The following is a 24,692-nucleotide window of genomic DNA, read 5'->3' as shown; positions in this document are numbered from 1 at the left end:
GGAGTCACCTCCTACGAATCCCTGGCAGTTCGAGCCTGGCGCCGGAGGCGCCTCTCGGGGACTGCACAAGTTCACAAATGAGGGTGAGCTCAGAGTTGCAGGTAAAGCGCGGGTCAACAAGAGGGCGCGCGTGTCCAATTGAGGGCGCACGCGCTCATCTGTGGTTCTCCGGTCCGATGTTCACACGAGTGAGGTTCAGTGCCGCTCGTTGAGATAGCCCAGCAGTTCGTCGTGGAGCAGGCCGTTCGAGGCGGCTGCGTTGCCGCTGTGCGGTCCCGGGCGGCCGTCGAGGCCCGTGAAGGCGCCGCCGGCCTCCGTCACGACGATCGCCGTGGCCGCCATGTCCCAGAGGGAGAGCTCGGGTTCCGCGCACAGGTCGACCGAGCCCTCGGCGACCATCATGTACGGCCAGAAGTCGCCGTACGCGCGCGTGCGCCACACCTCGCGGGTCAGGTCGAGGAAGCCGTTCAGGTGTCCGCGCTCCTCCCAGCCGGTGAGCGAGGAGTACGCGAAGGAGGCGTCGGAGAGCTTCGAGACGCGGGAGACGTGCAGGCGGCTCGCGGCGGCGAGGCTGCGGCCGCTGAAGGCGCCGTACTCCTTCGCGGCCCACCAGCGCCGGCCCAGCGCGGGCGCGGAGACCACGCCGACGACGGGCTGGAAGCCGTCCTCGCCCGCCTCCATCAGCGAGATGAGCGTGGCCCAGACGGGCACGCCCCGTACGTAGTTCTTCGTGCCGTCGATCGGGTCGATCACCCAGCGGCGGGGGCCGGTGCCCTCGATGCCGTACTCCTCGCCCAGGATCGCGTCCCGCGGACGGGCCCGCTGGAGCTGGCCGCGGATCAGTTCCTCGGCGGCCTTGTCGGCCTCGCTCACCGGGGTCATGTCCGGTTTCGTCTCGACCTTGAGGTCGAGGGCCTTGAAACGGGCCATGGTCGCGGCGTCGGCGGCGTCCGCGAGGACGTGCGCGAGACGGAGGTCGTCGAGGTAGTCCGGCATGGGACGAACCGTATCCGGCGGGGAAGGCCGGGGCCACACCCGGCCGGAGTGCGGACAGGCGCCTTGGGCCCCGCGAACCCTTGACAGTGCCCCCGTGCGCGTCAAACTTGGGCACCAAGCCGCTCGCCCCAGGGAGGCGATGATGCCTGCAGCGCGGGAATCCCTACTGGACGCCGCCTTCAAGGCGCTTGAGCAACGGCCGTGGCCCGCGGTGCGGATGGTGGACGTCGCCGCCGCGGCCGGGGTGTCCCGGCAGACGCTGTACAACGAGTTCGGAAGCAAGGAAGGCCTGGCCAGAGCCCTTGTCCGCCGCGAGGCCGACGGGTACCTCGCCGGTGTCGAGCGGGCGCTGGCCGTGCACGGCGACGCCCGGGAACGGCTCACCGCGACCGCCGAGTGGACCACCTCCGCCGCCCGCGAGAACGACCTCGTGCGGGCCGTCCTCACCGGCTTCTGGAGCGAGCGCCTGCCCGCGCCGACGCTCTCGGCGGTGCCCTCCTCCTCCGCCGTGCCGGCGCAGCGGCGGGCGGACGGGCCGCTGCCCTCTCCCGGCGACCTCGTGGGCGCCGTCCGCGACCGGGCCGTGGCGGTGCTCTCCGGTCCCGGCGCCGTCCGGGCCGACGCCGCCGACCTGGCCCGCTCCTGCGAACTCGCCGTCCGCCTCGCCCTGTCCTGCCTGTCCGCGCCGCCGCCGGGAGAGGACGGGGTCGCGGAACTGGTGCGGGGGGCGCTGCACCGGCAGTTCAAGGCGTAGCGCCTGGTGTCCTGGCTAGTGAGCGGAGCCCGACAGCTGTAGGCCGATCACCCCCATGATCACCAGGCTGATCGAGACGATCTTCAGGACCGACACCAGGTCGCCGAGGAACACCATGCCGTAGATCGCGGTGCCCGCCGCGCCGATGCCCGTCCACACGGCGTAGGCCGGCCCCACGTCGAGCTTCTTCAGGGAGAGCGTCAGCAGGCCGAAGCTGCCCAGGGCGAACGCGCAGAAGGCGATGGTCGGCCAGAGCCTGGTGAAGCCGTGGGACAGCTTGAGACAGACGGCGAAACCGGTCTCGAGCAATCCGGCCACGACGACCAGCAGCCACGCCATGTGCTGTCCCTCCGTTGGTCCGGCCCGGTCCGGCTCGGTGCGATTATGCACTTACCGGGCTCGGGCCCACGCAAACAACGCGGTGGTCAGTCGCCTTCCGTGCGCTCACGCGTGGAGAGCAGCCGGCGCAGGGAGTACAGCCGTGCCGGGTCGGCGTGGCCGTCGGCCACCCACGCGTCCAGCGCGCAGTCCGGCTCGTCGTGACTGCACGCGCGCGGGCAGCCCTCGGTGCCCGGCTCCAGATCGGGGAAGGCGTGGATCACCCGGGACGGGTCGACGTGGTGCAGGCCGAAGGACCGGATGCCCGGGGTGTCGATCACCCAGTCGTCCGTGCCCGCCAAAGGCAGCGCCAGCGCCGAGGTCGTGGTGTGGCGGCCGCGGCCGGTCACCGCGTTCACATGGCCGGTCACCCGCCGCCGCTCCTGCGGCACCAGCGCGTTGACCAGGGTCGTCTTGCCGACGCCGGAATGCCCGACGAACGCCGTGATCCGCCCGGCCAGCTGCTCGCGCACCCGCTCCGCCGCGTCGCCGTTCTCCAGCTCCTCACGGCTGGTGACGACGTACGGGATGTCGAGGTGGCCGTACAGCTCCAGCAGTTTGTCCGGCGACGCCAGGTCCGACTTCGTCATCACCAGCAGTGGGGTCAGACCGCCGTCGAAGGCCGCCACCAGGCAGCGGTCGATCAGACGGGGGCGGGGCTCCGGGTCGGCCAGGGCGGTGACGACGGCGAGCTGGTCGGCGTTGGCGACGACGACCCGCTCGTAGGGGTCGTCGTCGTCCGCGGTGCGGCGGAGCACCGAGGTGCGCTCCGCGATGCGGACGATGCGGGCGAGGGTGTCCTTCTTGCCGGACAGGTCGCCGACGATGTCGACCCGGTCACCCACGACCGCGGCCTTGCGGCCCAGTTCGCGAGCCTTCATCGCCAGGACGACCCGGTCCTCGACGAGGCAGGTCAGCCGGCCCCGGTCGACCGTGAGGACCATGCCCTCGACGGAGTCCTCGTGCTTGGGCCGGATATGCGTACGAGGCCGGTTGCCCTTGCGGTTGGGGCGGCTGCGGATGTCGTCCTCGTCGGTGTGCTTGCCGTAGCGGCGCATGGCGAAAGTCCCTATACCCCGGACGCCCCGAGCATCCCGGTCCACAGGTCGGGGAAGTCCGGCAGGGTCTTCGCCGTCGTCGCCACGTTCTCGATCCGCACCCCCGCCACGGCCAGGCCGATGATCGCACCGGCCGTCGCCATGCGGTGGTCGTCGTAGGTGTGGAAGACACCGCCGTGCAGCGGGCGCGGGCGGATGTGCAGGCCGTCGGCGGTCTCGGTGACGTCGCCGCCGAGCTCGTTGATCTCCTTGGTGAGCGCGGCCAGCCGGTCCGTCTCGTGCAGGCGCAGATGGGACACGCCCCGCAGGGTGGACGGGGAGTCCGCGAGGGCGGCGACCGCCGCGATGCCCGGCGTCAGCTCGCCGACGTCGCTCAGGTCGACGTCGATGCCGTGGATCGAACCCGAGCCGGTGAAGACCAGGCCGTAGTCGGCCAGCTCGCAGGAACCGCCCATCTCGGTGAAGATCTCGCGCAGCCGGTCACCCGGCTGGGTGGTGCGCGCCGGCCAGTCCGGGATCAGCACCCGGCCGCCCGTCACCAGCGCCGCCGCCAGGAACGGCTGGGCGTTGGACAGGTCCGGCTCGATCGTCAGGTCCCGGCCGAGCAGGGCGCCCGGCGTGACCCGCCAGACGTTCGGCTCGCCGCCCGACTCGGGGGTGTCCACCTGGGCGCCGACCGCGCGCAGCATGTCCACGGTCATCCGGATGTGCGGCATGGAGGGCAGCGAGGAGCCGATGTGACGGACCTCGACGCCCTGGTTGAAGCGGGGGGCGGACAGCAGCAGCGCCGACACGAACTGGGACGACGAGGAGGCGTCGATCTCCACCGGTCCGCCGTCCAGCGCGCCCGAGCCGTGCACGGTCAGCGGCAGCGCGCCACGGTCGTCGTCGTCGATCCGGGCGCCGAGGACGCGCAGCGCGTCGATGACGCCGTTCAGCGGGCGCTCGTAGGAGCGCGGGTCGCCGTCGAAGCGGACGGGGCCGTCGGCGAGGGCGGCCACCGGCGGCAGGAAGCGCATCACCGTGCCGGCGTTGCCGACGTCCACCGTGGCCGGTCCGTGCAGCCCCGCGGGGAGGACGCGCCAGGCCTCACCGGTGCCGTCGGGGCTGCCCGCGCCGGAGGAACTGGACGACACGGTCTCCTCGATGCCGACGCCCATCTCGCGCAGGGCGGCCGCCATCAGCAGGGTGTCGCGGGAGCGCAGGGGGCGGCGCAGCCAGCCGGGCTCGGAGGCGAGGGCGGCGAGGACGAGGGCGCGGTTGGTGACGGACTTCGACCCCGGCACGTGGACCGTCGCGTCGACGGCCTCGCTCGCGTGCGGGGCGGGCCAGAGGGCGGTGTGTGCGGGGTTCACGGGCATGCGCCCACTTTAGTCTCCGGCCGACATCCGAGTGCGGCGCCGCTGACGTCACAGGGCCAGCAGCCACCTGCCGCCGCCCATCAGGGCGCACAGGCTCACCGCGTGGAAGAGGAACAGCCACAGGCCCGCCGGCACATGGGTCAGACGGGACAGCTGGTCGGCGTCCGAGTCGCCCGCCCCGCCGCGCGAGCGCTTCGCCTGGAGTTCGAAGGCCGGGCGGACTCCGCCGAGCAGCAGGAACCACACCACCGCGTACGCGAAGGCCGCCTGCACCTGGGGGCCGGCCAGCCAGGACACCAGCAGGAACGTGCCGCCGGTGAGGAGGACCGTCAGGGCGCCGTAGGCGTTGCGGATCATCACCAGCATCACCACCAGGAGGGCCGTCGCCACCCACAGCAGGAGGGTGATGCGGCCGGCGCCGAGGAGGGCGGCGCCGCCCAGGCCGAGCAGCGGCGGAGCGGTGTAGCCGGCGGCCGCCGTGAGGATCATGCCGAGGCCGTGCGGCTTGCCGCGGCTGACGGTCAGGCCGCTGGTGTCGGAGTGCAGGCGTATCCCGGTGAGCCGGCGGCCGGTCAGCAGCGCGACCAGGCCGTGGCCGCCCTCGTGGGCGATGGTGATGGCGTTGCGCGAGATGCGCCAGAGGCTGTGCGGGACGACGACCGCGAGAGCCGCGACCGCGGTGGCGATCACCACCCACAGGTCCGGGTCGGACTGGGTGCCGACGAGACGGTCCCACAGGTCGGGCAGCGCGAGGGCGGCGGTGCTCTCCATGGTGTGCTGTGGCTCCCTCTGGTCGGATCGAAAGGGGTCGCGGGTAGCGCCGTCGTCGGGGGGTGGTGGTCGGGTGACGGGTGGGCCTGGCAGTGTGGCACGTATGTGCGGACGGTATGCAGCGAGTCGCAGGCCCGAGGATCTCGCGGGAGTCTTTGAGATCGACAAGTGGGAGCCCGAGGAGACCTTGGAGCCCGACTACAACGTGGCGCCGACCAAGGAGGTCTACGCCGTCCTCGACCGTCCCTTGAAGGACGCCGACGACCAGCGTCCGGTTCGCCAGCTGCGCAAGCTGAAGTGGGGGCTGGTGCCCTCCTGGGCGAAGACGCCCGAGGGCGGCGCCCGGATGATCAACGCGCGCGCGGAGACCGTCCACGAGAAGCCCTCCTACCGCCGTGCCTTCGCCGCCCGGCGCTGCATCCTGCCCGCCGACGGCTACTACGAGTGGGTCACGGCCAAGGACGAGCGGGAGCTCGAGGTCGAGGGGAAGAAGAAGCGGCCGCGCAAGCAGCCCTACTTCGTGCTTCCGGCCGACGGCTCGGTCTTCGCGATGGCCGGGCTGTACGAGTTCTGGCGCGACGGCACCCTGCCCGACGACCATCCGCGGTCCTGGTGGGTGACGTGCTCGGTGATCACGACCGAGGCGGAGACCTCCCCGCTCGCCGTGGCCCCCGCCGACGGGCCGCACGCCCTCGCCGACATCCACCCCCGCATGCCGCTGATGCTCACCCCGGACCGCTGGGACGCCTGGCTGGACCCGGCGCGCACCGACGTCGAGGACCTGCGCCCGCTCCTCGAACCCCAGCCGGCCGGCCTGATGCGCGCCTACCCGGTGTCCACGGCCGTCAGCAACGTCCGCAACAACGGCCCGGAGCTGCTGAAGGAGCTGGAGGGGCCGGAAGAGGGCACACTCTTCTAGCGTGACCACTGAGATCATCGGCACGGACGCGGGAGACGCCCGCATCACCTGGCGCCCCGCCGAGAAGCCGAAGCTCGTCCTCGCCGTCAGTCACGGCGCGGGCGGCGGCATCGAGGCCCGCGACCTTCAGGCCCTCGCCGCGGTGCTGCCGGGGCACGGGGTGAGCGTCGCCCTCGTGGAGCAGCCCTGGCGGGTGGCCGGCAAGAAGGTCGCCACCGCGCCGAAGACCCTCGACGTCGGCTGGCGCGGGATCTGGCCGGCCGTCGCCCGGCCCGGCCTGCCGGTGATCTCCGGCGGGCGCTCGGCGGGCGCGCGGGTCGCCTGCCGGACCGCGACCGAGCTCGGGGCGCACGCCGTGCTCGCGCTCGGCTTCCCGCTCCACCCGCCGGGCAAACCGGAGAAGTCCCGCGCCGGCGAACTGCTCGGCGCCGGGGCGCCCACCCTCGTCGTCCAGGGCGGCAACGACGCCTTCGGCAAGCCGGGGGAGTTCCCCGAGGGCGCGTACGAGCTCGTCGAAGTGCCCTACGGCGATCACGGGTTCGCCGTGCCCAAGCGGGCCTCGATCACCCAGGAGCAGGCGCTGGAGGTCGTCACCGCCTCGGTCGTCGAGTGGATTGCGTCACTGGGTTAGGGCCTGCCCCAGGGCCGGGGAATGGGGAAGGGCGGCTCGATGTTGAGGCGGACAGAAGTGCTGAACATCCGGCACCGACATCAGTGGGAGAGGAAGTCCGCCGCATGGGTTCGACCATCTGCCCGACCGCCAGCAGCCGCGCCGACCTGGACTGGACGGTGCTCCACGCGGCCAAGACCGCTCCTATTCGAGCGGCGGCGGGCACGGGTAGTCGTCTATCCTCCGATTCGAGTGGGATCGGTTTCGGTCCTGCCCGCGATCTTGAGGAGGTGGGTCCGGTCACCGGTACCGACGCAGGGACCGACAACGGCCAGGCGGAGCTGCCCGAGGGCCAGGGCGTGAGCGGTGGGACGGGCATGGAGTCCACCGCCGAGCGCAGTGCGCGCTTCGAGCGGGACGCGCTCGAATTCCTCGACCAGATGTACTCGGCCGCCCTGCGCATGACGCGCAACCCGGCGGACGCCGAGGACCTGGTGCAGGAGACGTACGCGAAGGCGTACGCGTCCTTCCACCAGTTCCGTGAGGGCACCAACCTCAAGGCCTGGCTGTACCGGATCCTCACCAACACCTTCATCAACTCGTACCGCAAGAAGCAGCGCGAACCCCAGCGCTCCGCGGCCGAGGAGATCGAGGACTGGCAGCTGGCGCGCGCCGAGTCGCACATGTCCACAGGTCTGCGCTCCGCCGAGTCGCAGGCGCTGGACCACCTGCCCGACTCGGACGTGAAGGAAGCACTGCAGGCGATCCCCGAGGAGTTCCGCATCGCCGTCTATCTCGCCGATGTCGAGGGCTTTGCGTACAAGGAGATCGCGGACATCATGGGGACACCCATCGGCACGGTGATGTCCCGGCTACACCGGGGCCGTCGTCAACTGCGCGGCATGCTCGAGGACTACGCCCGTGAGCGCGGACTGGTCCCGGCCGGCGCCGGAGAGTCGAACGAAGCGAAAGGTTCGGGCTCATGAGCTGCGGAGATCCGCACGAGACGGACTGCAGTGAGGTCCTCGACCACCTGTACGAGTATCTCGACAGCGAGATGCCTCCTCTCGACCGGGACAAGTTCCAGCACCACTTCGAGGAGTGCTCCCCCTGCCTGGAGAAGTACGGGCTGGAGGAGGCCGTGAAGAAGCTGGTCAAGCGGTGCTGCGGGCATGACGACGTGCCGAGCGACCTGCGCGCCAAGGTCATGGGCCGGCTCGACCTGATCCGCTCCGGCCAGGCCGTCCCCGACCACGACGTGACCGCCACGCCACAGGAGTCCTGACCTCAGGACCCGTGATCGCGTCGGCGTCACCCGAATGTGCTAATCCGCGGGTGATACGCCCGCGGACCCGCCCCCGGCCGTCCTAGGCTCCTGAGCCCGGACAGGCACGGCTGGGGAGGCGTCATGGAGGGCATTCCGGCGCGGGCGCGCGGTTACGTCGCCTGCGCCGCCCTCGGCGCCCTGCTCTGCACGGTGGTGCCGCTGCACTCCGTACGGACCCCCTGGTGGGCCGTCGCCCTGCTCGCCGCCCTGTACGCCGGGGGCGATCAGTTCGCCCGGCGCAGGTTCGCCGGCGCCCTGCACCCCGTGCTGCTCGCCGGGGCCTTTCTGCTCGCGCCGCCCGCGGCCGCCCTCGTCCCGCTGCCCGGGGCGCTGTTCTCGCACGTCGAGCAGCGCCCCTTTCTGCTGCGCCGCCTCTGGCGGGCCGCCCAGTCCTCACTCGCCGTGTGGGCCGCGGCCCAGGTGCACGGAGCACTCGGCGGGCGGGACGCCGTGGTCGGCTCCGACTTTCCCTGCGTACTGCTGCCGGCGGGCGCGGCCGTGCTGGTGTTCTGCGCCGCGCTCGCCCTCCTCGACGGCGGGATGCTCGCGCTCGCCGAGGGGCTGCCGCTGCGGCGGTGCTGCCGGGAGCTGTTCCTGCGCTCCCTGGCGCCGCTCGCGGTGCACGGGCTCGCCGGGCTGATGATGGCCGTGCTGTGGCGCAGCCCGTTCGGGCCCGTCGCCGCGCTGCTCGTGCTGTTCCCGATGGCCGTGTCGTGGTGGGTGTTCGCGCAGTACCACCGGGAGCGCGCGGCCCACCAGGCGACGATCCGCGCGCTGGTGCAGGCCGTCGACATCAAGGACGGCTACACCCGCGGGCACAGCGAACGCGTCGGACAGGCCTCGATGATGATCGGGCGCGAACTGGGCATGGCCGAGAGCCGGATCGAGATGCTCCGCTTCGCCGGGATCCTGCACGACGTCGGCAAACTCGGCGTCCCCACCCGGCTGTTGCGCAAGGACGGCCCGCTGACGCCCCAGGAGCGGCGGGTGATCGAACTGCACCCCGAGTACGGGCACGAGATCACCCGGGGCATCTCCTTCCTCGGCGAGGCCCGCTCGGCGATCCTCCACCACCACGAACGCATCGACGGCAGCGGCTACCCGTACGGCCTGGTGGGCGCTCAGATCCCGGAGTCCGCACGCGTGGTCGCCGTCGCGGACGCCTTCGACGCGATGACGTCGACCCGGTCGTACAGCAGGGCCCGGCCGGTGGAGGTGGCACTGGAGGAGCTGCGGCGGTGCGCGGGCACCCAGTTCGACCCCCGGATGGTCACGGCGCTGACCCGGGTCGTCGGGCGCGACGGCTGGCACCCGGCCGTGACCGCCGAGGAGACCCGGCCCGCGGTGCCCTCGCCCGCCCAGGCCCCCGACGACCGGTCCGAGGCACGCCGATGACCTTCTGCCGCTCCCTCCTCGCCCTCTACACCGCCGCCGCCCTCCTCGTCGCCGGCTGCCTCCTCGTCACGTTCACGACATGCATCGAGGAACGCGTCGTCGCGCTCGCCTTCGGGATCCTCGTCGCCACGGGCGAGCTGATCCGGTGGAGCGGGCCCGGGCTGCGCGAGGCCGCGCCGCTGGGCGCCGCCGGATCACTGGCCTACGCGCTCGTCGGGGAACACGCCGGGCACCCCACCCATCACGGGGTCGCGCAGGTCGTGTCGGTGGTCGTCGCCGCCTCCCTGCTGGGCAGCGTGCCGCACCTGGCCCGCGGGCAGGGGCCCGTCCTCGACCACCTGGTCCGCCGGGTCCTGGCCGTCGGGTTCGCCGCCGTCTGCTTCCAGCCCCTCTACAACCACGGGGTCTTCGACGGCTGGAGCGGCCCCGCCTACGCGCTGCTGCTGCTCGCGCTGCTCGTCCTGACCGTCCTGTGCGACGCCGTGGTCGCCGCGGTGCTCGCCCACTCCCGCACCGGCTGGCCGTTCGCCCCGCTGCTGCGCGACGAACTGCGCGCCGTGCCCGGGATCGGGTCGGCGGTGTGTGCGACGGGCGCGGTGATGGCGCTCGCGGTGGCCGTCGTCGGACTGTGGGCGCTGCCCGTGTTCTCCGTGCCGCTGCTGCTCACCCAGCTGTCCCTGCGCCGCTACGCGGCCGTCCGGGCCACCTACCGGCAGACCATCGCCTCCCTGGCCCGCGCCACCGAGATCGCCGGGTACACCCCGGCCGGGCACGCCCGCCGGGTCGCCGCCCTCAGCCAGGCCGTGGGCCGGGACCTCGGGCTGCCGGAGGCGGAGCGCACCGTCCTGGAGTACGCCGCGCTCATGCACGACATCGGCCAGCTCAGCCTCGTCGACCCGGTCCCCGCCGGGGCCACGGCGGACCTGCCGACGGCGGAGCAGCGGCGGATCGCGCTGCTCGGCGGCGCCGTCGTCCGGCAGACGGGGGCGGGCGCCGAGGTCGCGACGGTCGTCGAGCGGCAGGCCGACCCCTACCCGGAGCAACCGGTGGCCGCCCGCATAGTCAGGGTGGTCAACGCGTACGAGGAGAAGGTGCAGGGTACTGGTCCCGGCGGGCCCCTCACCGCCCTGGAGGAGCTGCGTCTGGGCACCGGTGGGGAGTACGCGCCCGACGTGGTGGAGGCGCTGGCCAGAGTGCTGTCGAGGAGCTGTCTGACCTTGCCCGAGGGTGGGTAACCCATGGGTAATGAGCGGCCCTCCGGCCACACGTGGTTGGATGCGAGGGAGAGAGTGTCCGGGGGCACTGGCCAGCCCACAGAACGGAACTGGCAGGCGGGAATCGTGAGGATCTTCGGCAAGGGACGGCACCGGCCCTCCGCCTCCTGGCGGCAGGCCACAGACCGCGCGTTCACGCTGATCGGCGACGGGCGGTACGAGGACGCGGGCGCGCTGCTGACACGTGCCGCCGACCTGGAACCCTGGCTGTCCGAGTCCTGGTTCAACCTCGCCCTGCTGCACAAGTTCCGGCATGACTGGGAGCAGGCCCGCACCGCCGGTCTGCGCGCCGTCGCGCTGCTCGACCGCGAGGCCGGGGCGCCCGACTGGTGGAACGTCGGCATCGCCGCGACCGCCCTGCAGGACTGGCCGCTGGCCCGCCGCGCCTGGCAGGCCTACGGGCTGCACGTGCCGGGCGCCGCCACCGGCGCGGGCGAGCCCGTCGGCATGGAGCTGGGCAGCGCGGCCGTGCGGCTGTCGCCCGAGGGCGAGGCCGAGGTGGTGTGGGGGCGGCGGCTGGACCCCGCCCGCATGGAGGTGCTGTCGATCCCGCTGCCCTCCTCCGGGCGGCGCTGGGGCGAGGTCGTGCTGCACGACGGAGTGCCCCACGGGGAGCGGACCACGTCCGCCGGGCACTCCTACCCGGTCTTCGACGAGATCGAGCTGTGGGCGCCGTCGCCCGTGCCGACCTGGGTGGTTCTCCTGGAGGCGGCCAGCGAGGCCGACCGGGACGCGCTGGAGCAGCTGGCCGCCGACGCGGGGTTCGCGGCGGAGGACTGGTCGTCGTCGGTGCGGTTGCTGTGCCGGATGTGCTCGGAGTCGCGGATGCCGTCGGACGAGGGGGACGGCGAGCATCTGGATCCGCACGATCACAGTGAGCCGGGGCACCCTGGCCCGCTCGGTCACCGGACCGACGGGCAGCTGTGGATGCCGGAGCGGGAGTGCGGGGTGGCTGCGCCGGCTTCGCTGGTGAGGGGGTTGTTGGACGGGTGGGTTGCGGACAGCCCTGATTCCCGGGACTGGCGGGATCTTGAAGAGGTTTGCTAGTGCCGCATCAGGCGAACGTCGCCTGATGCGGCCCTAGGGCCGGTTTTCGGCTGCGGGTCCGTCGGGGCTGGTCGCGCAGTTCCCCGCGCCCCTTGAAGGCGTGCTGCCCGTACCCTGTATCCGCAAGTTCACCCATGGTTTCAGGAAGGCATCGTCGGTCATGGCGCAGCAGGACACCGATCAGCAGCACGCGGGCGTGCTCCCCGTGGACGACGAGGGCTTCGTCATCGACACCGAGGAGACGGAGGCGCGCGAGCTGGCCTGGCGTGAGGCCGGTACCTCGCGGCCGATCACCGTCGTCGGGAACCCGGTGCTGCACAAGGAGTGCAAGGACGTCACCGAGTTCGGTGAGGAGCTGCGCCGGCTGGTCGCGGACATGTTCGCCTCGCAGCACACCGCCGAGGGTGTGGGCCTGGCCGCCAACCAGATCGGCGTCGACCTGAAGGTCTTCGTCTACGACTGCCCCGACGACGAGGGCGCCCGGCACACCGGCGTCGTCTGCAACCCCAAGCTCGTCGAACTCCCCGCGGACCGGCGCCGGCTGGACGACAGCAACGAGGGCTGCCTGTCGGTGCCGACCGCGTACGCGCCGCTCGCCCGCCCCGACTACGCCGAGGTGACCGGGCAGGACGAGCAGGGCAACCCGATCAAGGTGCGCGGCACCGGTTACTTCGCCCGGTGTCTGCAGCACGAGACCGACCATCTGTACGGGTACCTCTACATCGACCGGCTGTCCAAGCGCGAACGCAAGGACGCCCTGCGGCAGATGGCCGAGAACGAGCCCCGCTACCCCGTGGTCGCCAACGACTGAGGGCCGCGGAACGTGCGCCGGTAGGCGTTGGGGGTCGTTCCCAGCGCCTGCACGAACTGGTGGCGCAGGGCGCCCGCCGTGCCGAAGCCGGCCCGCCAGGCGATCGCGTCCATCGTCTCGTCCGTCGCCTCCAGCAACTGCTGGGCCAGCAGCACCCGTTGACGCAGCAGCCAGCGGTAGGGCGTGGTGCCCGTCTCCTGCTGGAAACGGCGGGCGAAGGTACGCGGGGACATATGGGCGCGTTCGGCGAGCTGCTCGACGGTGACCTCCTGGTCGAGGTGCTGCTCCATCCACGCGAGCACGTCGCCGACGGTGTCGCACCGTGAGCGGGGAAGCGGCCGTTCGATGTACTGGGCCTGGCCGCCGTCCCGGTGCGGCGGCACCACCATCCGCCGGGCGATGCGGTTGGCGACCTCGGGGCCCTGTTCCTTGCGGACCAGGTGCAGACAGGCGTCGATGCCGGCGGCCGTGCCGGCCGAGGTGATCACCGGGTCCTCGTCGACGTAGAGCACGTCGGGTTCGACGACGGTGTGCGGGTACTGCCGGGCCAGTTGCTCGGCGTGCCGCCAGTGCACCGCGCACCGGCGCCCGTCCAGCAGTCCGGCCGCACCCAGCACGAACACCCCGGAGCAGACGCTGAGCACGCGCGTCCCCCGGTCCACGGCCCGGCGCAGCGCGTCGAGCAGCTCCGGCGGGAAGTCCCGCCTGCCGTACGTCTCCCCGGCGGGGACGGCGATCAGGTCGGCGCTCTCCAGCCGTTCGAGCCCGTGCTCCGTGCTCAGGGTGAAGCCCGCGTGGGTGCTCAGCGTCGGCCCCTCCGCCGAGGCGACGGCGAAGTCGTAGACCGGCAGCCCCTCGTCACTGCGGTCGATCCCGAAGACCTCGCAGACGACGCCCAGTTCGAATGGGTGCACACCGTCCAGGAGGATCGCGGCCACGTTCGTCAGCATGCTGCCAGTGTGCCGTAGGAGTGGCAGTAATTTGAAGGTGTACGGCAGTCCTGCCACTGTCAGGAGTGTCCGGCGAGGACGACGATTACCTCATGAACGAACTCACCGGATACCTGACCGCCCTGGCCGTCTTCCTCCTCCTCACGGCTCCGGCGCTCGTGGGACTGCTCCACGAGCGCCGGATCGACCGTCAGCTGAAGGCCGCGAAGACCCCTCGGCCGCAGCCTCAGAAGTCCTCGTCCAGGTCGACGGTGCCCTCCACCGCGACCTGGTACGCCGACGGGCGGCGCTCGAAGAAGTTGGTCAGCTCCTGAACACCCTGCAGCTCCATGAAGGAGAAGGGGTTCTCGGAGCCGTAGACCGGGGCGAAGCCGAGCCGCTGCAGACGCTGGTCGGCGACGCACTCCAGGTACTGCCGCATCGAGTCGGTGTTCATGCCCGGCAGGCCGTCACCGCACAGGTCGCGCGCGAACTGCAGCTCGGCCTCGACGGCCTCCCGGAGCATGTCGGTGACCTGCTCCTGGAGCTTGTCGTCGAAGAGCTCTGGCTCCTCCTTGCGGACCGTGTCGACGACGTCGAAGGCGAAGCTCATGTGCATCGTCTCGTCGCGGAACACCCAGTTGGTGCCGGTGGCCAGGCCGTGCAGCAGACCCCGGCTGCGGAACCAGTACACATACGCGAAGGCGCCGTAGAAGAACAGACCCTCGATGCATGCGGCGAAGCAGATCAGGTTGAGGAGGAAGCGGCGGCGGTCGGCCTGGGTCTCCAGGCGGTCCAGCTTCTCGACCTCGTTGATCCAGCGGAAGCAGAACTCGGCCTTCTCGCGGATGGAGGGGATGTTCTCCACGGCGTCGAAGGCGGCCGCGCGGTCCTCCGGGTCGGGAAGGTAGGTGTCCAGGAGCGTCAGATAGAACTGGACGTGCACGGCCTCCTCGAACAGCTGCCGCGACAGATACAGCCGCGCCTCGGGGGAGTTGATGTGCTTGTACAGCGTCAGCACCAGGTTGTTCGCCACGATCGAGTCGCCCGTCGCGAAGAACGCCACCAGCCGGCCGATCATGTGCTGCTCGCCCTCGGACAGCTTCGCGAGGTCCGCGACGTCCGAGTGGAGGTCGACCTCCTCCACGGTCCAGGTGTTCTTGATGGCGTCCCGGTAGCGTTCGTAGAAGTCCGGGTAGCGCATCGGGCGCAGAGTCAGCTCGAAGCCCGGGTCGAGCAGGTTCGTGTTACGGCTGGTCATTACTGGCAGGCCTCGCAGGACTCGGGGTTTTCCAGGGAGCAGGCGACGGCCTCTTCGGGCGCCGGCTGCTGAACGGGGACGGTGGCCCGGGCGGCCCGGGCGATGCGGGTCGCCGGGCGCGAGCGCAGGTAGTACGTGGTCTTCAGGCCCGACTTCCACGCGTACGCGTACATCGAGGAGAGCTTGCCGATGGTCGGCGTCTCCAGGAACAGGTTCAGGGACTGCGCCTGGTCCAGGTACGGGGTGCGGGCGGCGGCCATGTCGATCAGGCCGCGCTGCGGGATCTCCCACGCCGTGCGGTACAGGGCGCGCACGTCCGCCGGGATCCAGGCGAAGTCCTGCACCGAGCCGTTGGCGTCGCGCAGCGCCTCACGGGTGCGGGCGTCCCAGACGCCGAGCTCCTTGAGGTCGTTCACCAGATACGAGTTGACCTGGAGGAACTCGCCGGACAGCGTCTCGCGCTTGAACAGGTTGGACACCTGCGGCTCGATGCACTCGTACACGCCCGCGATGGAGGCGATGGTGGCGGTGGGCGCGATCGCCAGCAGCAGCGAGTTGCGCATGCCGGTCGCCGCGATCCGCTCGCGCAGCGCCGCCCAGCGCTCCGGCCAGGTGAACTCGACGCCGTAGTGGTCGGGGTGCAGCACACCCCGGGCGGTCCGGGTCTTCTCCCAGGCGGGCAGCGGGCCGCTGCGCTCGGCGAGATCGGCGGACGCCTCGTACGCGGCGAGCATGATGCGCTCGGCGATCCGGGTGGACAGCGCCTTCGCCTCGGCCGAGTCGAAAGGCAGCCGCAGCTTGAAGAAGACGTCCTGCAGACCCATCGCGCCGAGGCCGACCGGCCGCCAGCGCGCGTTGGAGCGGCCCGCCTGCTCGGTCGGGTAGAAGTTGATGTCGACGACCCGGTCGAGGAAGGTGACGGCCGTGCGGACGGTCTCGTCCAGCCGCTCCCAGTCGATGTCCCCGGCTGTGGCGTCGACGAACGCGCCGAGGTTCACCGAGCCCAGGTTGCACACGGCCGTCTCGCCGTCGTCCGTGACCTCCAGGATCTCCGTGCACAGGTTGGAGGAGTGCACGACATGACCCGGCTCGGCCGTCTGGTTGGCGGTGCGGTTGGCGGCGTCCTTGAAGGTCATCCAGCCGTTGCCGGTCTGCGCGAGGGTACGCATCATGCGGCCGTACAGGTCACGGGCCGGGATGGTCTTCTTCGCGAGGCCGTCCGCCTCCGCCTTGCGGTAGGCGGCGTCGAAGTCCTCGCCCCACAGGTCGACCAGCTCGGGCACGTCGGAGGGGGAGAACAGCGACCAGTCGGCGTCGGCGTTGACCCGGCGCATGAACTCGTCCGGGATCCAGTGCGCGAGGTTCAGGTTGTGCGTACGGCGGGCGTCCTCACCGGTGTTGTCCCGCAGCTCCAGGAACTCCTCGATGTCGGAGTGCCAGGTCTCCAGGTAGACGGCTGCCGCGCCCTTGCGCCGGCCACCCTGGTTCACGGCGGCGACGGAGGCGTCCAGGGTCTTCAGGAACGGGACGATGCCGTTGGAGTGCCCGTTGGTGCCGCGGATCAGCGAACCGCGGCTGCGGATGCGGGAGTACGACAGTCCGATGCCGCCGGCGTGCTTCGACAACCGGGCCACCTGGTGGTAGCGGTCGTAGATGGAGTCCAGCTCGTCGATCGGGGAGTCGAGGAGGTAGCAGGACGACATCTGGGGGTGCCGCGTACCGGAGTTGAAGAGGGTGGGGGAGGACGGCAGATAGTCGAGCCGGCTCATCAGCCGGTAGAGCGCGGCGACCTCGTCCACGGACCGGGCGCTGTCGTCCTCGGCGAGACCGGAGGCGACGCGCAGCAGGAAGTGCTGGGGTGTCTCGACGACCTTGCGGGTGATCGGGTGCCGCAGCAGGTAGCGGCTGTGCAGGGTGCGCAGGCCGAAGTAGCCGAAACGGTCGTCGGCGTCGGCGTCGATCAGCGCGTCGAGGCGGGCCGCGTGGACGCGCGCGAACTCGGCGGTGCGGTCCGCGATCAGGCCCTCGCGGTGGCCGACGGCGACCGACGTGGTGAACGACGTGACGCCCTGCGAGGCGGCCTCCGCGGCGATGCCGACGGTCAGCAGCCGGGCGGCCAGTTTCGAGTAGGCGGGGTCCTCGGAGATCAGGCCGGCGGCCGCCTCCGTGGCCAGCTCGCGCAGCTCCGCCTCGTCGGCCCGGGCGGACCGGCCGCGCAGGGCCGCGGCGGCGACCCGGCCGGGGTCGGCGTCGGGCAGGTCGGCGGTCAGCTCGGTCAGGGTACGCAGCAACGCGGTACCGGGACCGTCGGTCTCCAGCTCGGTCACTGAAGCCGGTTCGGCTGGCGCGATGGTCACGTGAGGCTCTCCCTCGCTCGGCGGTGGGCCTGGCGGAGGGCAGGGGGCAGCACACGAGCGCACGGGGCGTCGCGTCCACCGGCCCACTCCACGAGGCCCGGACGTCAGGGCACCCGGACCTGATGGGCCGGGCACGCTGTCGGCAGGTCCTCGGACTGACGCTCGTGCGCGGCTGCTTTGAATACAGATGTGCACAAGTACACCGTTGCGGGACAGTTCCGGATTCGCACCGGATTCCCCTGCGGCGACAGCGAGCATGAGCATACATCTTGTGCTCGCCTGTCACGCCACCCCCAGATGTTGTGTCGGGGTGGATTCAGAGCGTCAACTTATAGGTGAGGAGAGTGAAGTCGCTCAGCTCCGGCACGGGGTTCCAGTCCCGCTCGGGTGTACGGACGAAGCCGAGACGTCCGTAGATGCGGTGGGCGGCGTACATGGTGCTCTGGGTCGACAGGACGACGGTGGTGCAGCCCTCGACGGCTCGCGCGCGCTCGACGCAGGCCCGCACCAGAGCCTCGCCCGCGCCCCGGCCACGAGCGCTACGCCCGACCGCGAGCATACGGATCTCGGTCTCGCCGGGGCCCGCGATGTCCGTCATGAGGTTGCCCGGGCCCGGGACGAAGGTGACTCCGCCGAGGAGGACGCCGCCCTCGACGGCCACCAGGACCTCGGCGGCCGACGCCCGCTCCGCGACGTTCCTGAGCTTGTGGAGGTACGGGTCGCTCTCCCCGAAGTCGAGGAGGCCGTCGTCCAGATAGGCGCGGGCGGTCAGCTCGCCGAGCGCCTCGAACTCGCCGCTCTCCACCCGCCGTATCACGATGTCCATGGGCCCGAGTCTGCCGCACGCCCGCGCCCGGGGGCTTTATGGCCACAGTCTGTGGATTCCGCCCTCGGTGGGCTGGAACACCCTCGATCCGCGCGCCCGACGTCTCGCCGCCGACGTAGGCACGTCCACCCCGCCCGCGCCGGGCTCGACCTCTCTGCCCGACTGCGAGTTCCAGCTCTGCCCGTGACCTCCCCGGGGCTCGGTGCCCCGGGGAGAGATCCGCGAGCCGTTCTGCCGGCAGCAACGGGCCCTGCTGCCCACACGCCCTAGTGGGCGCTGCCCGCCGTCGCCGGAGGCAGGTCGACCTGGACCCCCGCGTCCCCCGCGTCCGCCGTGTAGTCCTCCGGCTTGGTCTCGTCGATGCCCTCCGGGGCCTTGGCCGCCTTCAGGACGAAGGTGAGGACCACGGTGACGACGACGTTGAGGACGAACGCCGTCAGGCCGATGTAGCCGATCTCGCCGATGCCCGGGATCTCCTTCGCCGAGCCGCCGAAGTGCTTCTGCGTCGGGGAGGCGACGCCGTACGCGGCGAAGGTGCCGTAGACCATGCCGACCGCCCAGCCGGCGAGCAGCGCCCAGCGGTGGAACCAGCGGGTGAAGAGGCCGCCGACCAGGGCCGGGAAGGTCTGCAGGATCCAGATGCCGCCCAGCAGCTGGAAGTTGATGGCGACCGTCTTGTCCATGGTGAGGACGAACACCAGGGCCCCCACCTTCACCAGCAGCGAGACCAGCTTGGAGACCTTCGTCTCCTGGGCGGGCGTCGCGTCCGGCTTGATGAAGTCCTTGTAGATGTTGCGGGTGAAGAGATTCGCGGCCGCGATCGACATGATGGCGGCCGGCACGAGCGCGCCGATGCCGATCGCCGCGAACGCCACGCCCGCGAACCAGTCCGGGAACATGTCCTCGAACAGCTGCGGGATCGCCAGCTGCCCGTTGGTGACCTTGACCCCGGCCGCGATCGCCATGAAGCCCAGCAGCGCCAGCAGGCCCAGCATCAGGGAGTACAGCGGCAGGATCGTGGTGTTGCGGCGGATCACGTTTCGGCTGCGCGAGGACAGCGTCGCGGTGATCGAGTGGGGGTACATGAACAGCGCCAGGGCCGAGCCCAACGCCAGCGTCGCGTACGTCCACTGGCCCGCTTCCGCGGGGGCCAGCGCGCCGCGCGGCTTGCCCGTGGCCGGGTTGGTCTGGCTGAACGCCTCGCCCGCCTTGGCGAAGATGTCGTCGAAGCCGCCCAGCTTGATCGGGATGTAGATGATCGCCACCGCGATGACGATGTAGATCAGCGTGTCCTTCACGAACGCGATCAGCGCGGGGGCCCGCAGGCCGGACGAGTAGGTGTACGCCGCCAGCACGCCGAACGCGATCAGCAGCGGCAGGTCCTTCACGAACCAGTTGGTGTCCTCGCCGCCGCCGACGCCCATCACGTCGAGCACGGCCTGGATGCCGACCAGTTGGAGCGCGATGTACGGCATCGTCGCCAGGATGCCGGTGACGGCGACCGCCAGCGACAGGCCCTTCGAGCCCCAGCGCCCCCGCACGAAGTCCGAGGTCGTGACGTAGCCGTGTTTGTGGGAGACCGACCACAGGCGGGGCAGGAAGGTGAAGATCAGCGGATAGACGAGGATCGTGTAGGGCACGGCGAAGAAGCCGGCCGCCCCCGCCGCGTAGATCGCCGCGGGCACGGCGACGAACGTGTACGCCGTGTACAGGTCGCCGCCGAGCAGGAACCAGGTGACCCAGGTGCCGAACGACCGGCCGCCCAGGCCCCATTCGTCGAGGCTGTGCTCGTTCTCGGCCTTGCGCCAGCGCGCGGCCAGGAAGCCCATGGCCGTGACGGCCAGGAAGAAGAAGATGAAGACGGCGAGTGCCACGCCGTTCACGCCGTCGTTCACTTCGACGCGCCCCCGCCCTGGGTCGTGCGGCCGCGCTGGTCCCGCTGCCACAGCTTGTACGCGATCATCGTGAGCGCCGTGGAGATCAGCACCCAGAGCATCTGGTACCAGTAGAAGAAGGGGATCCCTATGAACGCCGGATCCACCTTCGCGTACGAACCCACCCACAGCATCGCCACGAAGGGCGCGATCAGACAGAGGGCGATGACGACGCGCACAGGCGTCACCACCGGTTCCCTCGTTTCTTCGTCGGACATCGGCGGTTCCGTCCCCTCACTCTGATCGCCTTGATCACAGATGTAATGCGCAGGCAATGTAAGTGACGGATAAGCCCAGCGGAAGACCCTCCACAGAGCCTCTACTCCGGAGCCTCTACTCGGCAGGCCGCTTCAGGCGCGCCACGAACTTGTACCGGTCGCCGCGGTAGACCGACCGCACCCATTCCACCGGCTGGCCGTCCTTGTCCAGCGAGTGACGGGAGAGCATCAGCATCGGCAGGCCCACGTCGGTGCCGAGGAGGCCCGCCTCGCGCGGGGTGGCCAGGGAGGTCTCGATGGTCTCCTCGGCCTCGGCGAGATGGACGCCGTAGACCTCGGCCAACGCCGTGTAGAGGGACGTGTACTTGACCAGTGACCTGCGCAGCGCCGGGAAGCGCTTCGCGCTCAGGTGGGTCGTCTCGATCGCCATCGGCTCGCCGTTGGCCATGCGCAGCCGCTCGATGCGCAGCACGCGCCCGCCGGCCGTGATGTCGAGCAGGTCGGCGAGGCGGTCGTCGGCGGTGATGTAGCCGACGTCCAGGAGCTGCGAGGTCGGTTCGAGGCCCTGGGCCCGCATGTCCTCGGTGTACGAGGTGAGCTGGAGCGCCTGGGACACCTTGGGCTTGGCGACGAAGGTGCCCTTGCCCTGGATGCGTTCGAGCCGGCCCTCGACGACGAGTTCCTGCAGCGCCTGGCGGACGGTCGTGCGCGAGGTGTCGAACTCGGCCGCCAGAGTGCGCTCCGGCGGGACCGGGGTGCCCGGGGACTGTGTCTCCGTGATGTCGAGCAGGTGCTTCTTCAGGCGGTAGTACTTGGGCACGCGCGCGGTACGGACGGTCGCCCCACCCTCGTTCTCCGCACTGCTGACGTCGGTGCTCATGGCCTGCCTTCCCGGCTACGGATGGGGTCACATCGTGGCACGGACGCGGCGAGTGCCGCCGCGCCGTTCCGTGATCCTCTCTGTATACCGTCGCAACCTTTGCTGGTCTAGTCCACCAGCGCAAATGGTCTACCGGCCCGGCACCCTTCGGTATCGATGTTTTCGACAGCTTCTTACTTAAAGGTTCCTGCATATGTAGGTCCCATAACGGCTGGTCGGAGGGGGTTCGACCACCCTTGACAGACCTATTGGCCTGAGCCAAGCTCTGCGCACTGGTCTACACCATTGGTCCAGGTCCAGGTTGGGTTCAGGTCCCGACCCGTGGGCGGGGGGTGTGGCATCCCTGAGGAGGATGGCGTGAAGCGCAAGCTGATAGCCGCGATCGGTATCGCGGGCATGGTGGTCTCCCTCGCGGCGTGCGGGGACGACAGCGGGAGCGGGGACTCGAAGGGCACCGACGCCAAGGAGCTGACCGTCTGGCTCACCGTCGACGCGCAGAACAACTGGCCCGAACTGGTCAAGGCCGCCGACGCCGCGGTGCAGAAGGCACACCCGGGCGTCAAGATCAACCACGAGTACTACGGCTGGCCGGACAAGAACACCAAGCTCGACGCGGTCCTCGCCACCGACAAGGCCCCCGACGTCGTCGAGATGGGCAACACCGAGATGCTCGGCTACATGGTCAAGGGCGCCTTCGCCCCCCTGGACGCCGCCAAGTTCGACAACTCCTCCGCCTGGCTCGACGGCCTCAAGGCCTCCGTGACGTACGACGGCAAGACCTACGGCGTTCCGTACTACGCCGGCGGCCGCGTCGGGAACTGGCGCAAGGACCTCTTCGCCTCGGTGGGCGTCAAGTCCACGCCGAAGACGTACGCGGAGCTGACCGCCGCCCTGGACAAGGTCCAGAACAAGGAGGGCGACCAGTTCTCCGCCTGGTACCAGCCCACCCGCGACTGGTATGCGGCCATGTCCTTCGTCTACGACGCCGGAGGCTCCATCGCCAAGGAGGACGGCGGCCAGTGGAAGGCCAACCTCTCCTCGCCCGAGTCGATCAAGGGCCTCACCGACTTCAAAAACGTCGTCGACAAGTACATGCACGGCGACAAGACCAAGGACGAGTCCGACCGTTACATCGTCTACGGCCAGGGCAAGTCCGGCATGATCTTCGGCGCGGCCTGGGAGGGCGCGACCTCCGAGGACCCGAAGAACGACAAGACCGGCAAGCTCAAGGGCAACCTCGAGAACTTCGTGATGCCCGGCCCGTCCGGCAAGAGCCTCCCCGTCTTCCTGGGCGGCTCCGACCTCGCCGTCCCGGTGAAGTCGAAGGCGCAGGCCCTCGCCGCCGAGTGGATCAACGCGTTCACCGGCCCCGCGGGTCAGAAGGGTCTGATGGCCAAGGGCAACCTGCCCAACAACAAGACCGACCTCGCGACCCTCAAGAAAGACCCGAAGACGGCCGTCCCGGCCACCGCCGCCGAGTCCAACTGGTTCGTCCCCATGGCCCCGGGCTGGGGCCAGGTCGAGAAGGCCCAGGTCCTGCAGACCATGCTGCAGAGCATCGGCACCGGCAAGCAGTCGGTCGAGGCCGCCGCGAAGGCGGCGGACGCCGCGATCGACAAGGTCATCAACACGAAGTGACCTGAGGTCAGGGCCCTGCCGCGAGCAGGGCCCTGCTCCCCGTACGACCCGTACGACCCGTACCCGTACGACCAGTACGACCCGTTCGACCTGAGGGACCGCTGAGGAGCGCGCGGATGAGTGCCGCAGACACGACCACTGCCGAAGTGCCGCCGACGCGGCAGTCGCCACCACCACCGCCCCTGGGCGAGCCAGGACCCAAGGGCCAAAGGCGCGGCCGGCGTTCCGGCGGGGCCGCCACCCCCTGGCTGCTGCTCGCCCCCTGTCTGCTGGTCCTCGCCCTGGTGATGGGCTATCCGCTGGTCCGGCTGGTCACCCTCTCCTTCCAGAAGTTCGGACAGTCCCAGCTCTGGGGCTTCCAGCCGGCGAAGTCGGTCGGGTTCGACAACTTCACGGGCGTGCTGGGCGACGGCGAGTTCTGGCAGGTCGTGGTCCGTACGATCGTCTTCGCGGCCGGCTGCGTGATCTTCACGATGGTCGCCGGCATGCTGATCGCGCTGCTGCTCCAGCGGGTCTCCGGCTGGGTGAAGACCCTCGTCAACATCGCGCTCGTGGCGAGCTGGGGCATGCCCGTCATCGTCGCCACCACCGTCTTCAAGTGGCTGTTCGACGCCGACTACGGCATCCTCAACGCCGTCCTGAGCAAGCTGCCGGGCGTCGAGCTGATCGGCCACAACTGGTTCGCGAGCGGCCCGCAGGGGCTCGCGGTCATCATGCTCCTGGTGGTGTGGGGCGCGGTCCCCTTCGTGGTCATCACCCTCAGCGCCGGCCTCACCCAGGTCCCCGCCGAACTGGAGGAGGCCGCCCGCCTCGACGGCGCGGGCGCCTGGGGCGTCTTCAGGTACGTCACGCTGCCCATCCTCAAGCCGATCGTCGTGATGCTCACGACCCTGTCGGTCATCTGGGACATGGGCGTCTTCCCGCAGGTCTTCGTCATGCGCAACGGGCATCCGGAGGCCGAGTTCCAGCTCCTGACGACGTACTCCTACGACCGCGCGTTCGTCGTCAACGACTACGGACAGGGCTCGGCGATCGCCCTGGTCACCGTGCTGCTGCTGCTCGGGGTGGTCGCCGTCTACATGCGCCAGATGCTGAAGATCGGAGAGGTCGAATGAGCACCCTCGCACCCCGGCGGTCCTCGCGCCTCGGCTGGAACCTCCTCGGGCTCCTCGTGTTCGCCGTCGCAGGCTTCCCCGTCTACTGGATGCTGAACACGGCCATCAAGCCCGCGAAGGACGCGATCGACCCGGACCCGAGCCTGCTGCCGACCGGCTTCACGCTCTCCAACTTCAGCCGCGCCCTGGACATCGCCGACTTCTGGGGCCCGGTGGGCCGCAGCCTGATCGTCTCGCTCGCCGTCGTCGCGATCGGCGTCGTCATCGGCATGCTGGCCGCCCTCGCCATCTCCCGGTTCGCCTTCCGGGGCCGCAAGGTCGTGATCGTCGCCATCCTGGCCGTCCAGATGGTCCCGCTCGTCGCCATGATCATCCCGGTCTTCCTGCTCCTGAACGACCTGGACCAGTACGACAAGCTCTCCGGCCTGATCATCACGTACCTGACCTTCATCCTCCCCTTCACGGTGTGGACGCTGCGCGGCTTCATCGTCAACGTCCCGAAGGAGCTGGAGGAGGCGGCCATGGTCGACGGCTGCTCGCGCACGGCCGCCTTCATCCGCGTCGTCCTCCCCCTCCTCGCCCCCGGCATGGTCGCCACCTCGGTCTACGGCTTCATCCTGGCCTGGAACGAGTACCTGTACGCCCTGATGCTGCTCAGCCAGAAGAACCAGACCGCGACCGTCTGGCTCGGCAACTTCACCACCAAGCACGGCACCGAGTACGCCCCGATGATGGCCGGCGCCACGATGATGGCCGTGCCGATCGTCGCCCTGTTCCTCCTTGTCCAGCGCAAGATGGCCGCGGGGCTGACCGCGGGCGCCGTGAAGGGATAA

Annotated in this window: 25 protein-coding genes and 1 riboswitch; of the genes, 13 read left to right on the top strand and 12 right to left on the bottom strand. The window is 70.5% G+C overall.

Annotation, left to right across the window (positions count from 1 at the left end):
* Window positions 1-195: 195 nt before the first annotated feature.
* Window positions 196-996, bottom strand: coding sequence for a histidinol-phosphatase (hisN, locus tag ACZ5SK_RS30930; RefSeq protein ID WP_334577375.1), 801 nt, complete (start codon window positions 994-996; stop codon window positions 196-198).
* Between the two features lie 139 nt (window positions 997-1,135).
* Between hisN and ACZ5SK_RS30925 the strand changes: the two genes are divergently transcribed.
* Entirely contained in the window at window positions 1,136-1,750 is a 615-nt protein-coding gene (locus ACZ5SK_RS30925) for a TetR/AcrR family transcriptional regulator (RefSeq protein WP_334577374.1), read from the top strand.
* A 15-nt stretch (window positions 1,751-1,765) separates the two neighbouring features.
* Here ACZ5SK_RS30925 and ACZ5SK_RS30920 read toward each other — a convergent pair whose 3' ends face one another.
* The 4 genes from ACZ5SK_RS30920 to ACZ5SK_RS30905 all read right to left on the bottom strand — a co-directional run bounded on the left by ACZ5SK_RS30920 (window position 1,766) and on the right by ACZ5SK_RS30905 (window position 5,318).
* Window positions 1,766-2,089, bottom strand: a complete 324-nt coding sequence (locus ACZ5SK_RS30920; protein ID WP_079659776.1) for a DMT family transporter — start codon at window positions 2,087-2,089, stop codon at window positions 1,766-1,768.
* A gap of 86 nt (window positions 2,090-2,175) precedes the next feature.
* The gene (rsgA, locus tag ACZ5SK_RS30915) at window positions 2,176-3,186 is read right to left on the bottom strand and encodes a ribosome small subunit-dependent GTPase A (protein WP_334577373.1); all 1,011 of its coding nucleotides are present in this window, start codon (window positions 3,184-3,186) and stop codon (window positions 2,176-2,178) included.
* An 11-nt stretch (window positions 3,187-3,197) separates the two neighbouring features.
* Complete coding sequence (gene aroA / locus ACZ5SK_RS30910) at window positions 3,198-4,547, bottom strand: 3-phosphoshikimate 1-carboxyvinyltransferase (protein WP_334577372.1); 1,350 nt, start codon at window positions 4,545-4,547, stop codon at window positions 3,198-3,200.
* Window positions 4,548-4,595: 48 nt separating this feature from the next.
* Window positions 4,596-5,318: a M50 family metallopeptidase gene (locus ACZ5SK_RS30905; protein WP_334577371.1), complete on the bottom strand. Its 723-nt coding sequence runs from the start codon at window positions 5,316-5,318 to the stop codon at window positions 4,596-4,598.
* A gap of 103 nt (window positions 5,319-5,421) precedes the next feature.
* Here ACZ5SK_RS30905 and ACZ5SK_RS30900 point away from each other — a divergent pair, with 103 nt between their 5' ends.
* The 8 genes from ACZ5SK_RS30900 (at window position 5,422) to def (ending at window position 12,701) form a co-directional block, all read left to right on the top strand.
* A complete protein-coding gene (locus ACZ5SK_RS30900) occupies window positions 5,422-6,237 on the top strand; it encodes an SOS response-associated peptidase (protein WP_334577370.1) in 816 nt (271 codons plus the stop codon).
* Between the two features lies 1 nt (window position 6,238).
* Window positions 6,239-6,868: an alpha/beta hydrolase family protein gene (locus ACZ5SK_RS30895; RefSeq protein ID WP_334577369.1), complete on the top strand. Its 630-nt coding sequence runs from the start codon at window positions 6,239-6,241 to the stop codon at window positions 6,866-6,868.
* 269 nt (window positions 6,869-7,137) lie between these two features.
* Window positions 7,138-7,833: an RNA polymerase sigma factor SigR gene (gene sigR, locus ACZ5SK_RS30890; protein ID WP_334581175.1), complete on the top strand. Its 696-nt coding sequence runs from the start codon at window positions 7,138-7,140 to the stop codon at window positions 7,831-7,833.
* On the top strand, window positions 7,830-8,132 hold the full coding sequence (rsrA, locus tag ACZ5SK_RS30885; protein WP_079659765.1) for a mycothiol system anti-sigma-R factor: 303 nt from the start codon (window positions 7,830-7,832) through the stop codon (window positions 8,130-8,132). Before sigR ends, rsrA begins: the two co-directional genes overlap by 4 nt.
* A gap of 123 nt (window positions 8,133-8,255) precedes the next feature.
* Window positions 8,256-9,569, top strand: coding sequence for an HD-GYP domain-containing protein (locus ACZ5SK_RS30880; protein WP_334577368.1), 1,314 nt, complete (start codon window positions 8,256-8,258; stop codon window positions 9,567-9,569).
* Window positions 9,566-10,804, top strand: a complete 1,239-nt coding sequence (locus tag ACZ5SK_RS30875; RefSeq protein WP_334577367.1) for an HD-GYP domain-containing protein — start codon at window positions 9,566-9,568, stop codon at window positions 10,802-10,804. Before ACZ5SK_RS30880 ends, ACZ5SK_RS30875 begins: the two co-directional genes overlap by 4 nt.
* A 105-nt stretch (window positions 10,805-10,909) precedes the next feature.
* Window positions 10,910-11,890 (top strand): tetratricopeptide repeat protein, encoded by a 981-nt coding sequence (locus tag ACZ5SK_RS30870; RefSeq protein WP_079659762.1) that lies wholly within the window; start codon window positions 10,910-10,912, stop codon window positions 11,888-11,890.
* Window positions 11,891-12,050: 160 nt separating this feature from the next.
* Complete coding sequence (gene def / locus ACZ5SK_RS30865; protein ID WP_079659761.1) at window positions 12,051-12,701, top strand: peptide deformylase; 651 nt, start codon at window positions 12,051-12,053, stop codon at window positions 12,699-12,701.
* Here def and ACZ5SK_RS30860 read toward each other — a convergent pair.
* The 4 genes from ACZ5SK_RS30860 to ACZ5SK_RS30845 form a co-directional block, all read right to left on the bottom strand.
* Window positions 12,677-13,651 carry a GlxA family transcriptional regulator gene (locus ACZ5SK_RS30860; RefSeq protein WP_468576739.1) on the bottom strand — a complete coding sequence of 325 codons (975 nt, stop codon included), beginning with the start codon at window positions 13,649-13,651 and terminating at the stop codon, window positions 12,677-12,679. The two genes, def and ACZ5SK_RS30860, sit on opposite strands and share 25 nt — an antisense overlap.
* A 226-nt stretch (window positions 13,652-13,877) precedes the next feature.
* Window positions 13,878-14,891, bottom strand: coding sequence for a ribonucleotide-diphosphate reductase subunit beta (locus ACZ5SK_RS30855; RefSeq protein WP_319345807.1), 1,014 nt, complete (start codon window positions 14,889-14,891; stop codon window positions 13,878-13,880).
* Window positions 14,891-17,248, bottom strand: a complete 2,358-nt coding sequence (locus ACZ5SK_RS30850) for a ribonucleoside-diphosphate reductase subunit alpha (protein WP_468576738.1) — start codon at window positions 17,246-17,248, stop codon at window positions 14,891-14,893. The genes ACZ5SK_RS30855 and ACZ5SK_RS30850 overlap by 1 nt, the downstream gene beginning before the upstream one ends.
* 124 nt (window positions 17,249-17,372) lie before the next feature.
* Window positions 17,373-17,512: riboswitch (cobalamin riboswitch) on the bottom strand.
* 52 nt (window positions 17,513-17,564) lie between these two features.
* A complete protein-coding gene (locus ACZ5SK_RS30845) occupies window positions 17,565-18,074 on the bottom strand; it encodes a GNAT family N-acetyltransferase (protein ID WP_361701437.1) in 510 nt (169 codons plus the stop codon).
* On the opposite strand from ACZ5SK_RS30845, the gene ACZ5SK_RS30840 reads away from it, so the two are divergent.
* Entirely contained in the window at window positions 18,073-18,261 is a 189-nt protein-coding gene (locus ACZ5SK_RS30840) for a hypothetical protein (RefSeq protein WP_334577361.1), read from the top strand. The genes ACZ5SK_RS30845 and ACZ5SK_RS30840 overlap by 2 nt on opposite strands.
* Window positions 18,262-18,340: 79 nt before the next feature.
* On the opposite strand, the gene mctP is transcribed toward ACZ5SK_RS30840, so the two are convergent.
* From mctP to ACZ5SK_RS30825, 3 genes are all read right to left on the bottom strand, one after another.
* Window positions 18,341-19,969: a monocarboxylate uptake permease MctP gene (gene mctP / locus ACZ5SK_RS30835; RefSeq protein ID WP_468157618.1), complete on the bottom strand. Its 1,629-nt coding sequence runs from the start codon at window positions 19,967-19,969 to the stop codon at window positions 18,341-18,343.
* Window positions 19,966-20,226, bottom strand: coding sequence for a DUF3311 domain-containing protein (locus tag ACZ5SK_RS30830; protein WP_099935991.1), 261 nt, complete (start codon window positions 20,224-20,226; stop codon window positions 19,966-19,968). The genes mctP and ACZ5SK_RS30830 overlap by 4 nt, the downstream gene beginning before the upstream one ends.
* Window positions 20,227-20,341: 115 nt before the next feature.
* Window positions 20,342-21,106 (bottom strand): GntR family transcriptional regulator, encoded by a 765-nt coding sequence (locus ACZ5SK_RS30825; protein WP_334577359.1) that lies wholly within the window; start codon window positions 21,104-21,106, stop codon window positions 20,342-20,344.
* A gap of 357 nt (window positions 21,107-21,463) precedes the next feature.
* On the opposite strand from ACZ5SK_RS30825, the gene ACZ5SK_RS30820 reads away from it, so the two are divergent.
* From ACZ5SK_RS30820 to ACZ5SK_RS30810, 3 genes are all read left to right on the top strand, one after another.
* Window positions 21,464-22,744 (top strand): extracellular solute-binding protein, encoded by a 1,281-nt coding sequence (locus ACZ5SK_RS30820; RefSeq protein WP_334577358.1) that lies wholly within the window; start codon window positions 21,464-21,466, stop codon window positions 22,742-22,744.
* Between the two features lie 116 nt (window positions 22,745-22,860).
* Complete coding sequence (locus ACZ5SK_RS30815) at window positions 22,861-23,859, top strand: carbohydrate ABC transporter permease (RefSeq protein ID WP_334577357.1); 999 nt, start codon at window positions 22,861-22,863, stop codon at window positions 23,857-23,859.
* On the top strand, window positions 23,856-24,692 hold the full coding sequence (locus tag ACZ5SK_RS30810) for a carbohydrate ABC transporter permease (protein WP_334577356.1): 837 nt from the start codon (window positions 23,856-23,858) through the stop codon (window positions 24,690-24,692). The genes ACZ5SK_RS30815 and ACZ5SK_RS30810 overlap by 4 nt, the downstream gene beginning before the upstream one ends.

The sequence above is a fragment of the Streptomyces sp. NPDC031474 genome, assembly GCF_055581185.1.
The sequence above is the reverse complement of the archived record's forward strand: the minus strand, read 5'-3'. Positions and strand labels throughout refer to the sequence as shown.